Raw genomic sequence first — 15,172 nt, forward strand, 5'->3', positions numbered from 1 at the left:
CCCACTGAAACCTTTGATTTCTTATTTATGTTTCCCGCCGCTTCCCATCCTGTTTAATAAATCAACGTCATAGGATACTATGTTTGATTTTTGTTGCTCTTGCTGAATTTCAGCAAATTCTATTATTTTAGTTACTAAATCCGTAAAAGATATTCCTAATCCTTCCCATAGATAAAATGCAATGGAGCCGGGTATTGTATTGATTTCATTTACAAATATATTGTTGCCATCAAAAAGGAAATCTATTCTTGCATCACCACAGCAATCGATTGATTTAAAAGCTTCCTTAGCATACAATTTTATTTTTTCTTCAACTTCTATATCTATATCTGCGGGTATTCTTCTTTTCGATTCCGATGCATCTTTCTTTTTGTTTACATATTTATCTTCATAGGTTAAAAACTCCTTCCATCCAACAGGTTCTTCACAAAGCGAGACAGTAAGATCATTTTCATATCCCATAACAGCACAATTGATTTCCCTCACATTTTCAATGCATTTTTCTACTATTACTTTTCTGTCATAGTTTAAAGCCACTTCTATAGAAAACATCAGTTCTTCTTGATTATTAGCTTTGCTGATTCCAACGCTTGAACCTAAATTAGCCGGCTTTACTATTAAAGGATAACCAATTTTTTCGATTTCCTCCATTATTTCTTGCTTGTTTTTTTCAAAACCGCTTCTGTAAAACCATGTATAACCGACTATGGGCAGATTGTTACTTTCAAAAACCTTTTTCATTATAACCTTATCCATACCTACAGAGGAGCTTAAAACAGAGCCAAATGCACATGGAACTCCATTCATCTGAAATATGCCGTGCAGTGCTCCATCCTCAACATTTGTACCGTGAACCGCCGGAAAAACTATGTCAATGCTATAAGTATTGTACTTTTTTCCGAAGAAACCTTGCTTTAAATCAGGATGAGGATACAATATCAGTTTTCCATCTTTAAAACCGGGCAGCACTTCGTATGCATCTTCAAATTTTTTAGACTTGTAGTTATTAATGTCGTGAAGGCAATTCCCCACATACCACTTTCCGTCTTTTTGTATGTATATTATCCTTGGTTCATAAATTGTTTTATCGATGTTATCCAATACCTGAAGTCCTGTAATTATGGAAACCTCATGTTCAACGGTTTTTCCGCCTATAATTATTCCGATTCTTTTCATAACAACCTCCATATCAATTTTCGTTGTATGTGTCGGGCAAATCATTTTCGAATAATACTACATCATTTACTTTAGTAAGCTTTTTTAAAACTTTAGTTGCTTCATTCAATGAATTAACCACATACAAATTATCTTCATCAAAGCCATTCTTTTGTAAACCAGTCTGTATAGGAGCCGTTTGTTTTTTGCCTACCAATATGGCAATATCACAAACTGCTGCAATATTTTCTCCGAATTTTTCGTTTTCTGTTTGCTCATGATCTCCTAATTCTACCATACCCGGAGTTACAATTATTTTTCTCTTATCCTTGAATGACGCTAAAACATTCAGTGCGGCTTTTGCTCCGTCAGGATTTGAATTAAAGGCATCATCTATTACAATTACCCCGGTTCCCGGATCAATAAGCTGTAATCTGTGCTCTACGCTTTCTATATCAGCTATCCCTTTTCTGATTTCGTCTAAGGATAGTCCGAGCACCTTGGCAGTTGCTGCTCCCGCAAGGATGTTTAATATATTATGTTCACCTAAAAGCTTAGTTTCACATTCTACGGTTCCTGAATCATTTATGCATAACGTGAATTTAGAGCCGGTATTTCCAACTACTATATCTGTTGCATACACATCTGCTTTATCTGCGTTTTTAATCCCATACAGTATTTTTTCTTTATATGTTTTATCTGCCAATTTCTTTACATATTCATTATCATAATTAAAAATTGCTATCCCGTCATCAGGCAGACATTCTATAAGCTCATACTTCGTTCGCATAATATTGTCAATTGATTTAAATGTTTCCAAATGACATGGACCAATTGATGTAAGTATTCCTATCTTGGGATTGGTCAGCATTGCAACCTCATGTATATCACCAACCTTGGTTGCACCTAACTCAGCTATAAATATTTCATAATCATCCGTTAAATCATTATTTATAACCTTGCTTATGCCCATCGGAGTATTGTAACTGTCCGGTGTATTCAATACATTGAATTTCCTGCCCAATATTGCAGCAGTTAAGAATTTCGTGCTTGTTTTACCATAGCTTCCTGTTATACCTACAGAGGTTAATTTTGTCATGTTTTTTATTTTTTTTGATGCTGAATTATAAAAATTCTTATGTATATTTTTTTCTATTGGCTGTGCAACAAAATTGGCTCCTATTATATAATATGAGCTGAAAAAATAAACTATAGACAAAAATCCTGACCATAACGGAAAAAATTTGACAAAATCTTTAGAAACAAATTGTACAATTAAAACTAATATTATGAAATCTATGATGGCTAAGCCCATAGCAATGGCCAGCAATCTCTTTGCCCTTGGTGTAAATACCAGTGGTTTTTTTGAATTATATTTTTCTTTATATTTAAATATTAGCAGAAGTGACGTAAAAACAGAAACAGCCATAGCATATTGAGTAATATTATTTTTACCTCCAGTTACGGCAAATAAAAAAAATACGGTATTTATTATACAAATAGCTGTATATATTTTATCTTTTTGAGTGTATACTTTATCTTTATTTTTTTCAGTCCACTCTATATATTTTTCATTTTTATATCCTTCAATCTGAAGCATGTGTAATGAAAATCTCAGCTTGTAAAAACAAAGGGCAAACCAACAAATCGAAAACAAAAATATTGTAGAATTCATATTATCACTCCCTAATTAAAATCATCTTTCAGAAATACATTTATAACTGCTTTAAATTGCTCGTAATTATCTATATAAGAATAATGACCGGCATCCTTAAAAACAATCAGTCCGCTGTCCTTGATTTTTTCTTCCATTATCTTACCCATGTAAACAGGGGTATCCTCATCATTTTCTCCCCATATGAGCAGTGCGGGTGCCTTAATATCAGGAAGCAAAGCAACTAAATTATCATGGATAACCTTGACCATAGTCTGCCTCATAATGCCGTCTGAAGCTTTGTAATCTGTTGAACCATATTTTTTATAAAATTTTTCTATCTTTTGTTCTTTGGAATCTCCCTTAACAAACAACAAGTAGAAGCTCTTTAATAGTTTAAATGAATAAACCTTTATGTAATAATTTAGTTTCCTTTTCGGAATTATGCCTGCGCTGTCAATGAGTACAAGTTTTTTGACGTAATCATGCATACTTGATAATATTATGGATATTCTGCCGCCGTGTGAATGTCCGAATAATATTATATTGTCTAATTTTTTTAGTTCAATAAATTTATTGACACAATTTGCATAATCATATGAGTTCCACGGCTTCTCAGGCTTGTCACTTTCGCCGAAGCCGGGTAAATCTAAAGCTACAACTCTGCACTTATCTTTTAATATATTGGCTATAGGCATCATTGTCTGTATATCAGCTCCCCAGCCGTGCAAAAGCAAAACAGCAGTACCCTGACCTTCATCTATGTAGTTAATATTAATACCGTCAATATTAATTTGCATTATAACCCCCGTTACAATTGATAGGCGATTGATTGGCTGTTGACTGGCAATGGATTGGCATTTGTTTTTTATCAATCGCAAATCCATTGCCACTCTATCGTTATATTATATGTTAATAGTGTGAAATCTGCAAGCAGATAACTAAAAAAAGGACTACCCAAATGATAGCCCTGCATATGATAGTATGATAAAGCTGTTTAGTTAAAAACCGAAAATAGGATTTTTCTATTCTGTAGAATTTTTACTACCACTGCTTGTTATAAAATAAAACAACATCCAAACTACGCAATGTATCAACAAAACAGCAAAATATGAGCTTATATTCTGTCCGCGTCCATTCACCAAGTCCATCAGACCATAAAAAGCAGCACTGGAAGGAAGCAGGTAGGATAAGATTCTGCCGATACTGTCCGCTGGAATCATCAGATAGAAAAGAATAGGTGGTGCAATAAACAATATCATAATCATTTTAATATAGACAATACCTGCCATAAGCCCGCTGGAAAATCGTCCGATATACATCCCAATCAGCGCAGATATAAATGCAGACAATACAATTAACAACAATAACGGAAAGAGCTGCTCAATCTCAATTTTCATACATGCAAATGCGGTAGCAATGGTAGATAAAATACCACCGACAAGTCCTAAAGAAATTTTTTGAAACACATATTCCTGTTGTGTCATTGGTAATATTTCATTGATAAACGAAATGCCATCCTCTTTTTCTCCGATAATACTCATTGCATTGAAAGTACATCCCATAAACATGGCCGTAACCATCGTTATTACGATAAGTAATGATTTGGGCCATAAACTATCGCTTTGAGCTGGACGGGCTTCAACGGCGACTAACCTCATCGCTTCTCGTTCTTCGAAGAGCTGAGGAAGCTTATCGCCTATTGTTTTGTATAGTTGAAATTCATCTCCGGACAAGATAGACTTTATCGTACCACTATCCCGAACTACTCCAATCATTTGCGTGGCAGGGTCAATGACCGCCATTTGCAATCCTTCCATATCCTCATATACTGTGACACTTCCGTTTTGCTCTACCCAGTCTGCCATTTCTTCTGTCAAATCATTTTGAACTATACCAAAAGCCGTTTCTCCAAGGGTCGAAAAACTCACATCAGATAACAAGTTTATGGCAAGCCCGACAATAACGGGCAACAAAAAAGACAAGATACACATTTTATCCCGTCGGATATTTTTAAGCTGATGATATATACCTCTCATGCTATCCCTCCTTTGCCATTTCTCGTGTCAATGTCTTATGTGCCACCAGGAACAGGACCACAATGGATACGACACAAATAATGTAATAGACGGGTTCCCCTACAGGCATTTCAAAGCAGGCGTTTTTTATTGCCATGAATAGGTGGTACATGGGATGATAGTTAATCCAGTTCCAAGTAATGCTCGTCTGCCCCACAAGAAAAACTGGAGTTGTAATGAAGATAGCAAAGACAATATATAATAAGGAGAACTGCTTAAAATCCGGTAACCATACAGCACAAAAGAAGCCTACCAATGCCATAATAATGGAAAGTATAACAGTCTGTACTAAGATGGCAGGAAGTACCGAAAAACCTGCCTCCAATCCAAGATTGATAACTGTAAGCAAAAATGCAAATACAAGGTCAGCCAGTAAGAACAGTATGAGTTTTGAAAAAATAAACAAGCTCTTGCTTATCGGCATTACTCCATGTATCCGTATCACGCCCATATACTTTTCTTCGAACAGAGTGGAAGCCAAACCTAAGAAGCCGACAGCAGCCAACTCAAAAAATAGAAACTCACTTGTTATTTCACGCCGACTTTTCATTTCTTTACTGTTTTGTCCAATCACTTCTGCCGGTGTACTTTGCCCCGGCGACAGAAGGGAGAGAGCATAGGCGGTGCGTGTGTGGTCTGTGCTGTCCAGTCCCGATGCTGTCATAATTATTTTTGGCGCTGCTCCCGTAGCGTCGATGCCGACAGCGTATCCGTCGGATGTATGCGACTGTAATTCCTCCATATTGTCTACCCGAATGATTTGACCGGATATATTTTCTATACTTTCTGCCGGGTCTAACAGGTAAACAGGATAAATAGCCTGATCTGTTCTGACATAAACCAGATTGATGTATAGGGAATAAAGTATAAGAGACCCGACAATGAGCAGCAAAAATTTACTGGACAACATCATAGTGAAGTCTTTTTTCAGCAGGGAAAAAAAGCTATATCCCATTTATAACAACCCCCTCCCTGTATACTGAATAAACACATCCTCCAAAGATGGTTCCTGAGAATGGATGCTTATAATTTCATCATGAGGTAAAGAGATACCCTGTTTCAATTCAGACGCTTCAATCATCTTGTTTTCCCGCTTGCCGTTCAGCATATAATCAATCACAATCTTTTGATTGCTGTTTTGCATCTTTAGATTTTTAGGTGTATCAATTACAGCAATATTACCGTTTACGATAAAAGCCACCCGGTCACAAAGCAGGTCTGCGTCCAGCATATTGTGGGTTGTGAGAAAAACTGTAGTACCTTTTTTCCGCTCTTCTTCTATAATGTTACGGAATAACACCGCCCCGGCGGGGTCAAGTCCGCTGGTTGGTTCGTCTAAAAACAGCAGCTTCGGGCTTGTCATAAGTGCCCGCGCCATGCTCACCCGTTGACGCATACCTTTGGAGTAAGAAGATACCGGTTTTTTGATATAATCCTTTTTAAACGCCAACCGGTCTAATAATACCTCGATATCTTGTCGTTGTTCTTTTGGGTAGAAGGACGCAAAATAGTTGAGATTATCCAGTCCACTCAAATTAGCATACAGGTAAGGATACTCGAAAAGAACACCGATATTTTTGAAAAATTCCTTATTATAGGAGTTGGTAATATTTTTTCCGAATAATGAAACATGGCCGTTATGCCCTTTCAAAATCCCCGTAAGAATTTTTTGTGTTGTAGATTTACCTGAACCATTTGGTCCAAGGAAACCAAAGATTTCCCCCTTTCCAACCGTAAAATCGATACCGTGTAATGCCTGCTTGTCTTTGCCATAGGAAAATATAAGGTCTTTTACTTCAATCATTCTTCTTCACCCCATTTGTCCCTCTGGGTGCTTTGTTTTTCTTTCTGTCGCTGACTCCACCACTTCATAAACTTCACTTTAAAGGGAAGAGATATTGCCAGCAAAACGATTAAAATCACCCACCAATACCACGAAAGTCCTAAAAACATAAGAACACACCTCCATCCTGATTTAACAATTTATTTTTACACCCTAAAACTACGATTTCGGTATAAAGATGATGTAAAGATAGAGTGAAAATGAAGTAAAGAAAAAAACGTGCTGCGCAGCACGTTTTTTAATAATAGATGGATTTATTCAGTTATAGGAAGCATAAAATAGAACTCGGCTCCATTCTCCTTGTTATGTATACCATATTCGGATTTGTGCATGGAGAGTATTTGAGCTGATATAGCAAGACCAAGCCCTGAACCATTTCTATTGATTTCACTTTTATCTCTATGGAACTTTATCCAGACATCATCTGTCAAATGTGGACCGTCGTTATAGATGGAAAATTGCATAAGGCTTTCTAAAATACTCACCTCAATATGGATGTTACCGTTTTTAGAGACAAACTTTTTCGCATTCCCCATAAAGTTATGCAAAACCTGCCGCAGCCGGTTTTGGTCGGCCACCACATATACTGACTCGTCAGGAAGTGAGTAGCTCAAACGGAATGGTTCTGAGGTAGTATCAACATATTCCCGACCTGCTACTGTTTCCACTAATTCCACAAAATCAAACTTTTCCATTTTCATCGTAGCAGCCCCGACTTCCAATGAGGATAAATCCAGCAGAGCATTTATCATTCCCGCCATTTTTTCTGTTTCCTCAACAATTACCTGACTGTATACTATTTGTTTATCCGGCACAGCATCTTTCAGTCCCTCTGCATAGGCTCTGATAACGCCAAGAGGCGTTTTAAGCTCATGGGATAGTGTATCAGTAAGTTCTTTTCGCTGTGCTAATGCATGTTGAAGATTTGTCGCTGTTGTATTCAAATTATCCCCAAGGGTTTGCAGTTCATCTTTTGTATTCAATTTGCAAGGCTGAGAAAAGTCAAGGTCGGCCATGCGCTGTGCGGCTTTACTGATTTCACGGATAGGACTCGATACCATACGGACTAACACCATGTCCCATCCCAAAATCAGCATAATCAAAAGGAACACAAAAACAAAGTCGCTTATCCAGCCGGAAAAAGCAGATGATATGATATATGCTAACATACAAGCCCCGATAATGATTTTAGATAAGAGGAAAATCTTTTTATTGATTGGATAGATAGAAAACCAGTTTAAAAACCTTGATTTTTTATTCATATTCCATCACCTCAAACTTATACCCGGAGCGAATTAGTGTAACAATATGGCAACCTTCGTTCCCTAATTTACGCCGCAGATTTTTAACATGAACATCTACGGTTCGGCTTGTACCTTCAAACTCATATCCCCAAATACGATTTAGCAGCTGATCTCTTGAAAATACCTGCTTTGGATTTCTCATAAATAAAAACAGCATTTCATATTCTGTATGGGTTAAGCTCACCGGATTTTCCTCGACGAAAACTTCCCTTGACATAGGGTTGAGAGTAATCTTTCCAGCTTGTAAAGTTGATACAACGCTTTCAGAGTGTCCCGTTCTTTTGAGTAATACCCGCACCTTTGCCATCAATACATTCGGGCTAAAGGGCTTCGTAACATAGTCGTCCGCACCCAACTCATATCCTCTTAATTTGTCGACTTCCTCTCGTTTGGCTGTCAGCATAATAATGGGGAGGTTGCTGATTTCCCGTGCTTGTTTACATACAGAATATCCGTCCATGTTCGGCATCATAATATCCAATATCATTAAATCAACAGAGTTGTTTTTTAGTATCGTCAATGCGTCTATTCCATCATCAGCCAAAATGACTTTGTAACCGTCTTTTTTTAAATAATCCGATACAATACCTTGTATTCGTTTTTCATCTTCTATAATGAGAATGATTGGCATATAATCCCTCCCTCAGGCACCCAAATATACACTATGTATTTTATCACATCATTTAGTTTTTGTCAGGAGAAATATAACATAAAAAAAGAACCCTTCAAGGCAAAAGGATTTTTTCAGACCCTCTAATCTTGAGTGATTCTTTTATATGTTAATTATTAAAATGCTCCACTGCAAGGTTGAACAACACAAAGCAGTCAAACTGTTTTCAGCGAGCTTAATTAGAAAAATTTCAATAACAATCCGCCATATTCAGCCAACAACGGTCCAAATACCAATGAAACAACTGTCATAAGTTTTATAAGAATGTTGATTGAAGGTCCCGAAGTATCCTTAAACGGGTCACCTACAGTGTCACCGACAACTGCCGCTTTATGAGCGTCACTTCCTTTTCCGCCATGAGCACCGCCTTCGATGTATTTCTTAGCATTATCCCATGCACCACCTGCATTTGACATAAATATTGCCATTAATACACCTGTTACCAACGCTCCGGCTTGTAAGCCGCCAAGAGCTTCTGTTCCAAGCAAGAAACCAACCAACACAGGTACTATAACTGCTAACAGACCTGGTACAACCATTTCTTTTAAAGCTGCTGCTGTAGAAATGTCAACACAACTTCTGTAGTCAGGTTTTCCTTTACCTTCCATTATGCCGGGTATTTCTCTGAACTGTCTTCTAACTTCTTCAATCATTGAGAAAGCTGCTTTACCAACTGCACTCATTGTGATAGCAGAGAATAAGAACGGCAGCATACCTCCTATGAATACACCTGCAATAACTGTCGGGTTTGTTAAATTTATTGATGTAATGCCAACAGATTGAGTGTAAGAAGCAAACAAAGCAAGTGCGGTTAATGCTGCTGAGCCTATTGCAAATCCCTTACCTATAGCAGCTGTTGTATTACCAACAGAGTCTAATTTATCGGTAATTTCTCTTACTTCATGTGGTAATTCACACATTTCGGCAATTCCGCCCGCATTATCTGATATCGGTCCGTAAGCATCAACCGCAACTGTCATACCTGTCGTTGAAAGCATACCTACAGCTGCTAAAGCTATACCGTACAGACCTTTTATATTGTCTATTCCGTTCGGTGTATAACCCGCTATCATATATGCACCTATTATACCAACTGCCAGAACGATTATAGGATATGCTGTTGATCTCATACCAACAGACAGACCGCTTATAATTGTTGTAGCAGCGCCTGTTTCTGATTGGTCGGCAATTTCTTTAACATATTTGTAATCACCGGATGTATAAATTTCTGTTATTTTAGCTATTACTAAACCGACAACCGAACCGAATACTATCGCCCAGAACGGTAATAAGCTGCCAAGTATTGAGTTGCTTAAGAAGAATGCTGCAACCATAACGATTAATGAGCTTGCATATGTACCCATGTTTAAGGCTTTTTGTGGGTTTGAGCCTTCTTTTCCTTTTACGAACATCGTACCTATTATAGAAGCCAAGATACCCACTGCACAAATTAATAATGCAAATGATACTCCTTTTCCTCCGTCAAACGCGATAATTCCCAACGTAATAGAAGAAATTATTGATCCGACATATGATTCAAATAAATCTGCTCCCATACCGGCAACGTCTCCAACGTTGTCTCCAACGTTATCGGCTATAACTGCAGGGTTTCTTGGGTCATCCTCAGGAATCCCTGATTCTACCTTACCAACAAGGTCAGCTCCAACGTCAGCAGCTTTAGTATAAATACCGCCTCCTACACGTGCGAATAACGCAACTGAAGAAGCTCCTAAGCTGAATCCTGTTATTACACTGGCTTCTCCAAATATTAACCAAAATGTACCTGTTCCCAGCAGACCAAGACCAACAACTGTCATACCCATTACCGAGCCGCCTGAAAAAGCAATATCCAATGCCTTGTTCATGCCTGATTGATATGCAGCATTTGTTGTTCTTACGTTTGCCTTTGTTGCAACTGTCATACCAAAGTATCCCGCAAGTATAGAACAAGCAGCACCTGCAGCAAAAGCTAATGCAGTTGGCCAGCTGATTGCAAATCCTAAAACAATAAACATTATAATTGCGAAAATCCCAACTGATTTATATTGTCTTGCAAGGAATGCCATAGCACCTTCATGAATGTAAGAAGCTATTTCCTTCATTCTGTCATTGCCCGGGTCTGCCTTGTTTATTACTGATGCCTTGTAAAATGCAAACAGCAACGCTAATACTCCCACTATGGGAGCAATCAATAAAATATCCATTTAATACTTTCCTCCGTTGTTAATTAATGTTAAGTGCTCGAATAATTGAGCTTTTTACATGAAAAAATAATTCTAAATTCATAAAGAATATAGAATAATATTAATATTACCAATTAATTACAAAATATTACTGAATAGCCACCAAGACTAATGAAGCAATCAAGAAAAATATCGCTGAAGCTGCTGTAGCTTTTTCTAGTTTACCTTCATAACTTCTACCTTTGTTTTTTCCCCAAATTGACTCGGCTCCACCTGCTATATCACCTGACATACCGGCTGACTTACCTGATTGAAGCAAAATACTTGCTATTAGAAATAAACTTGCAATTATTAATAAAATTCTCATTACAGTTTCCATCATTCCACCTCCTGCTAACCGTCTTTTCTGAATAACATTAGAATTATAACACTAAAAGACAACATAAGCAATAAAAATATAAATATTTTTATTGGATAAGCGATAGACTTGCAATAGATTGGCAATAGATAGGCAATGGATTAAAGACAATCCATCATTCTAAGCGTAAGCAAAGGATCTCATCATTCAAAACATGAGATCCTTCGCTATCGCTCAGGATGACAGTTCATCAATCTATCGCTTATCAATAGCCTATCCATCGATACTCTATTGCTAATCAATTGATATTGCCTATCCATTGATATTATAGAATACTTCCATTCCGTCATACTGTGCCGCTTCACCCAAAATATCTTCCAATCTCAGCAACTGATTATATTTTGCAACTCTGTCTATTCTTGACGGAGCACCCGTCTTAATCTGACCTGCATTTGCAGCAATTACCAAATCAGAAATAGTCGTATCGTCAGTTTCACCTGAACGATGTGAAATCACTGCTGTATATCCGGCTCTTTTTGCCATCTCAATGGCATCTAATGTTTCTGTTATTGTACCGATTTGATTCAATTTTATTAAAATTGAATTTGCAACCTTTAAACCAATACCTTTTTTCAATCTTTCCGTATTGGTAACGAATAAATCATCACCTACAAGCTGAATTTTGTCTCCTAATTTGTCAGTAAGCATCTTCCAGCCTTCCCAGTCCTCTTCGTTCATTCCATCTTCAATTGATATTATCGGATATTTGTTTACTAAGTCAACATAGTAATCCACCATTTCAGCCTGAGTGAGCTTTCTTCCTTCGCCTTCAAGTGAATATATCTTCGTTTCAGGATTATATAGCTCTGTAGCGGCTACATCAAGTGCAAGCATAACATCCTTGCCTGGAGTATAACCCGCTTTATCTATTGCTTCAACTATGGTTGCCAAAGCTTCTTCATTAGATGTGAGATTTGGAGCAAAACCACCTTCATCTCCTACTGCCGTATTTAATCCCTTACTCTTCAGAACGCTTTTCAAGCTGTGGAATATTTCGGCACCCATTCTTAATGCTTCCTTAAAGTTGATGGCTCCGACAGGCATTACCATGAATTCCTGAATATCTACATTATTATCTGCATGCTGTCCGCCGTTTAATATGTTCATCATAGGAACCGGTAATATCTTTGCGTTAACTCCGCCTAAATATTGATATAATTCTAAACCTAATGTATCGGCAGCAGCTTTAGCACAGGCAATTGAAACACCCAATATTGCATTTGCCCCAAGCTTGCCTTTATTATCAGTTCCGTCCAACGCGATAAGTATATTATCGATTAAAACCTGTTCTGTTGAATCTCTGCCTATCAGTTCGGGAGCTATAATATTGTTTACATTATCAACAGCTGTTTGAACCCCTTTTCCTAAATATCTCGATTTATCACCGTCACGCAGCTCAACTGCTTCAAATGCACCTGTTGAAGCACCTGAAGGCACTCCCGCTCTTCCGTATCCGCCGCTTTCGGTCCAGACTTCTACTTCAATCGTAGGATTTCCTCTTGAATCTAATATTTCTCTTGCATATACATCTGATATAATTGTCATTTTTTCCTCCGCTTATTTAATTATTAAACTGTTTCCCGTCATCTCGACCGGTTTTTCAATTCCCATAAGTTCAAGCATCGTAGGGGCTATATCTGCTAATATACCTTCCTTTAACTTAAAATTTCTGGGATTATGTACAACTATCAAAGGTACCTTGTTGGTTGAATGTGCCGTCACCTTCGTTAGTGTCATCTTATCCAGCATTTCTTCGCAATTTCCGTGATCTGCCGTTATTATTGCTGTTCCTTCTGCTCTGATAATAAAATTAACAATTTCCCCAAGACATTTATCTACTGCTTCAACAGCTTTGATAGCCGCTTCTATATCACCGGTATGACCTACCATATCAGGATTTGCAAAGTTTATAATCATAACCTGGTACATATCATTTTCTAATTGCTCCATAATCATATCTTTTAATTCAAAGGCACTCATTTCCGGCTTCAAATCATATGTGGGCACGTCAGGCGACGGGATTAACTTTCTTACCTCATGCCTGAATGGCTCTTCAATTTCACCGTTGAAAAAATATGTTACATGAGCATATTTTTCAGTTTCTGCAGCTCTTAGCTGCTTATAACCCTTTGAGCTTAAATATTCACCCAGAGTGTTTTTTACAAAGTGAGGCTTAAAGGCAATTTCAACATTTTCTATGGTCTTATCATATAAAGTCATAGAAACAAATTTAACATTTACCTTTTTTCTGTCAAAATGGTCAAAATCTTCGTCTACAAAGGCTCTTGTAATTTGTCTGGCTCTATCAGGCCTGAAGTTATAAAATATCACAGCATCATTATCTTTTACGGTTACCAATTCTCCGTCTTGATTTCTTACCATAACCGGTTTAATAAATTCATCTGTTACGCCGTTTAAATACGATGATGTTATTGCCTCAAGAGGATCATCAAATACTTCTCCCTCCCCTTTAACTAATGCATTATATGCCAATTCAACTCTATCCCATTGCTTATTTCTGTCCATTGCATAATATCTGCCCGTTATTGTTGAAATATGTCCGATACCTATATTTTTGATTTTTCTTTTAAGTTCTTTAATATAATTCGGACTGCTTGTGGGGCTTACATCACGACCGTCGGTAATGCAATGTATAGCTAAATCATCAATACCTTTTTTCTTTGCCAGTTCCATCAAGCTGTACAAGTGAGAGTTATGACTGTGAACTCCTCCGTCAGATAAAAGACCAATGAAGTGCAATGTGGATTTATTTCTCAAAACATAGTCAAAAGCTGAATTTAAAGCTTCATTATTATCTATTTCTCCATCTTCAATTGCTTTGGTTATACGTGTGAAATCCTGATACACTATTCTGCCTGCACCGATATTTAAATGTCCTACCTCCGAATTACCCATTTGTCCTTTTGGAAGCCCAACATCATAACCGCTTGTAGATAAAACCGTATTAGGATATTTTCTCATCAGTACATCAAAATTAGGTGTCTTAGCCCGGCTTATTGCATTTCCCTCGTAATCGTTACCTATTCCCCAGCCATCAAGGATAATAAGTGCTGTAACTTTATTCATATTGTGACCTGCCTTACTTTGCATAATTAATAATTTTATAAAATTCTTCAGCTTTTAAGCTTGCACCGCCTATCAGTGCTCCGTCTATATCCGATTGTGTAAGTATTTCTCCGGCATTGTCCGCCTTTACGCTTCCGCCATATTGTATGATTACCTTATCCGAAATATCTGTTCCATAAATTTCTGACACACAGTTTCTGATAAAGGATGCCATTTCATTTGCTTGTTGGCTGCTTGCAGTCCTGCCTGTTCCTATAGCCCATATAGGTTCATAAGCAATCACGGTTTTGACTGCTTCAGAAGCATGAACATTTTCAAAGTCTTTAACAATCTGATTCTTCACGGTTTCTTTTTCAATTCCGCTTTCTCTTTGCTCCAATGTTTCCCCTACACATACTATGGGAATTATACCATGTATATGTGCAGCTTTCAATTTCTTATTTACAGTTTCATCCACTTCATTGAAATATTGTCTTCTTTCGGAATGCCCGATTATGACATAATCAATTCCGATGCTTTTAAGCATTGTTGGTGATATTTCGCCTGTAAAGGCTCCATAATCTTCAAAATGCATGTTTTGGGCTCCAATCTTTATATTGTATCCTTCTAAACTTTGTTTAACGGGATATAAATTAATAAAGGCTGGACATATTAAAACATCGACATCCTTGTCAAATTTATCAGATAAAGATTTAAATTTTTCAACTAATTTTAAGCTGTCATCTAAATCATTATTCATTTTCCAATTGCCGGCTATTAACTTCCTTCTCATTACATCCT

At 37.3% G+C, this 15,172-nt stretch carries 14 protein-coding genes; all 14 read right to left on the bottom strand.

Annotated elements, in window-relative coordinates:
• Positions 1–21: 21 nt before the first annotated feature.
• The 14 genes from HZF24_RS15130 to tpiA all read right to left on the bottom strand — a co-directional run bounded on the left by HZF24_RS15130 (position 22) and on the right by tpiA (position 15,164).
• On the bottom strand, positions 22–1,176 hold the full coding sequence (locus HZF24_RS15130; RefSeq protein ID WP_179239186.1) for a D-alanine--D-alanine ligase family protein: 1,155 nt from the start codon (positions 1,174–1,176) through the stop codon (positions 22–24).
• 13 nt (positions 1,177–1,189) lie between these two features.
• Entirely contained in the window at positions 1,190–2,830 is a 1,641-nt protein-coding gene (locus HZF24_RS15135) for a UDP-N-acetylmuramoyl-tripeptide--D-alanyl-D-alanine ligase (RefSeq protein ID WP_179239187.1), read from the bottom strand.
• A gap of 11 nt (positions 2,831–2,841) precedes the next feature.
• Positions 2,842–3,609, bottom strand: a complete 768-nt coding sequence (locus HZF24_RS15140) for an alpha/beta fold hydrolase (RefSeq protein ID WP_179239188.1) — start codon at positions 3,607–3,609, stop codon at positions 2,842–2,844.
• 225 nt (positions 3,610–3,834) lie between these two features.
• Positions 3,835–4,848 carry an ABC transporter permease gene (locus HZF24_RS15145; protein WP_179239189.1) on the bottom strand — a complete coding sequence of 338 codons (1,014 nt, stop codon included), beginning with the start codon at positions 4,846–4,848 and terminating at the stop codon, positions 3,835–3,837.
• A gap of 1 nt (position 4,849) precedes the next feature.
• Positions 4,850–5,797, bottom strand: a complete 948-nt coding sequence (locus HZF24_RS15150; protein WP_322790751.1) for an ABC transporter permease — start codon at positions 5,795–5,797, stop codon at positions 4,850–4,852.
• 45 nt (positions 5,798–5,842) lie between these two features.
• Positions 5,843–6,691 carry an ABC transporter ATP-binding protein gene (locus HZF24_RS15155; RefSeq protein ID WP_179239191.1) on the bottom strand — a complete coding sequence of 283 codons (849 nt, stop codon included), beginning with the start codon at positions 6,689–6,691 and terminating at the stop codon, positions 5,843–5,845.
• Positions 6,688–6,840 (bottom strand): hypothetical protein, encoded by a 153-nt coding sequence (locus HZF24_RS15160; protein ID WP_179239192.1) that lies wholly within the window; start codon positions 6,838–6,840, stop codon positions 6,688–6,690. The genes HZF24_RS15155 and HZF24_RS15160 overlap by 4 nt, the downstream gene beginning before the upstream one ends.
• Before the next feature lie 144 nt (positions 6,841–6,984).
• A complete protein-coding gene (locus tag HZF24_RS15165) occupies positions 6,985–7,899 on the bottom strand; it encodes a HAMP domain-containing sensor histidine kinase (protein WP_179239193.1) in 915 nt (304 codons plus the stop codon).
• 85 nt (positions 7,900–7,984) lie between these two features.
• Entirely contained in the window at positions 7,985–8,665 is a 681-nt protein-coding gene (locus HZF24_RS15170; protein ID WP_179239194.1) for a response regulator transcription factor, read from the bottom strand.
• A 218-nt stretch (positions 8,666–8,883) separates the two neighbouring features.
• Positions 8,884–10,908, bottom strand: a complete 2,025-nt coding sequence (locus HZF24_RS15175) for a sodium-translocating pyrophosphatase (RefSeq protein ID WP_179239195.1) — start codon at positions 10,906–10,908, stop codon at positions 8,884–8,886.
• 127 nt (positions 10,909–11,035) lie between these two features.
• Positions 11,036–11,269 carry a preprotein translocase subunit SecG gene (gene secG, locus HZF24_RS15180; RefSeq protein WP_179239196.1) on the bottom strand — a complete coding sequence of 78 codons (234 nt, stop codon included), beginning with the start codon at positions 11,267–11,269 and terminating at the stop codon, positions 11,036–11,038.
• Positions 11,270–11,557: 288 nt separating this feature from the next.
• Entirely contained in the window at positions 11,558–12,850 is a 1,293-nt protein-coding gene (gene eno, locus HZF24_RS15185) for a phosphopyruvate hydratase (RefSeq protein ID WP_179239197.1), read from the bottom strand.
• Between the two features lie 12 nt (positions 12,851–12,862).
• A complete protein-coding gene (gene gpmI, locus HZF24_RS15190; RefSeq protein WP_179239198.1) occupies positions 12,863–14,392 on the bottom strand; it encodes a 2,3-bisphosphoglycerate-independent phosphoglycerate mutase in 1,530 nt (509 codons plus the stop codon).
• Positions 14,393–14,405: 13 nt separating this feature from the next.
• Positions 14,406–15,164, bottom strand: a complete 759-nt coding sequence (gene tpiA / locus HZF24_RS19095) for a triose-phosphate isomerase (protein WP_246346161.1) — start codon at positions 15,162–15,164, stop codon at positions 14,406–14,408.
• Positions 15,165–15,172 lie beyond the last annotated feature (8 nt).

The organism is Sedimentibacter hydroxybenzoicus DSM 7310 (assembly GCF_013403245.1).
Taxonomy (GTDB): Bacteria; Bacillota; Clostridia; order Tissierellales; family Sedimentibacteraceae; genus Sedimentibacter; species Sedimentibacter hydroxybenzoicus.

Bases quoted from the DNA above. Each gene is read 5' to 3' on its own strand.
- HZF24_RS15130 (WP_179239186.1), bottom strand. From the start codon at position 1,176: ATGAAAAGAATCGGAATAATTATAGGCGGAAAAACCGTTGAACATGAG.
- HZF24_RS15135 (WP_179239187.1), bottom strand. From the start codon at position 2,830: ATGAATTCTACAATATTTTTGTTTTCGATTTGTTGGTTTGCCCTTTGT.
- HZF24_RS15140 (WP_179239188.1), bottom strand. From the start codon at position 3,609: ATGCAAATTAATATTGACGGTATTAATATTAACTACATAGATGAAGGT.
- HZF24_RS15145 (WP_179239189.1), bottom strand. From the start codon at position 4,848: ATGAGAGGTATATATCATCAGCTTAAAAATATCCGACGGGATAAAATG.
- HZF24_RS15150 (WP_322790751.1), bottom strand. From the start codon at position 5,797: ATGTTGTCCAGTAAATTTTTGCTGCTCATTGTCGGGTCTCTTATACTT.
- HZF24_RS15155 (WP_179239191.1), bottom strand. From the start codon at position 6,691: ATGATTGAAGTAAAAGACCTTATATTTTCCTATGGCAAAGACAAGCAG.
- HZF24_RS15160 (WP_179239192.1), bottom strand. From the start codon at position 6,840: ATGTTTTTAGGACTTTCGTGGTATTGGTGGGTGATTTTAATCGTTTTG.
- HZF24_RS15165 (WP_179239193.1), bottom strand. From the start codon at position 7,899: ATGTTAGCATATATCATATCATCTGCTTTTTCCGGCTGGATAAGCGAC.
- HZF24_RS15170 (WP_179239194.1), bottom strand. From the start codon at position 8,665: ATGCCAATCATTCTCATTATAGAAGATGAAAAACGAATACAAGGTATT.
- HZF24_RS15175 (WP_179239195.1), bottom strand. From the start codon at position 10,908: ATGGATATTTTATTGATTGCTCCCATAGTGGGAGTATTAGCGTTGCTG.
- secG (WP_179239196.1), bottom strand. From the start codon at position 11,269: ATGATGGAAACTGTAATGAGAATTTTATTAATAATTGCAAGTTTATTT.
- eno (WP_179239197.1), bottom strand. From the start codon at position 12,850: ATGACAATTATATCAGATGTATATGCAAGAGAAATATTAGATTCAAGA.
- gpmI (WP_179239198.1), bottom strand. From the start codon at position 14,392: ATGAATAAAGTTACAGCACTTATTATCCTTGATGGCTGGGGAATAGGT.
- tpiA (WP_246346161.1), bottom strand. From the start codon at position 15,164: ATGAGAAGGAAGTTAATAGCCGGCAATTGGAAAATGAATAATGATTTA.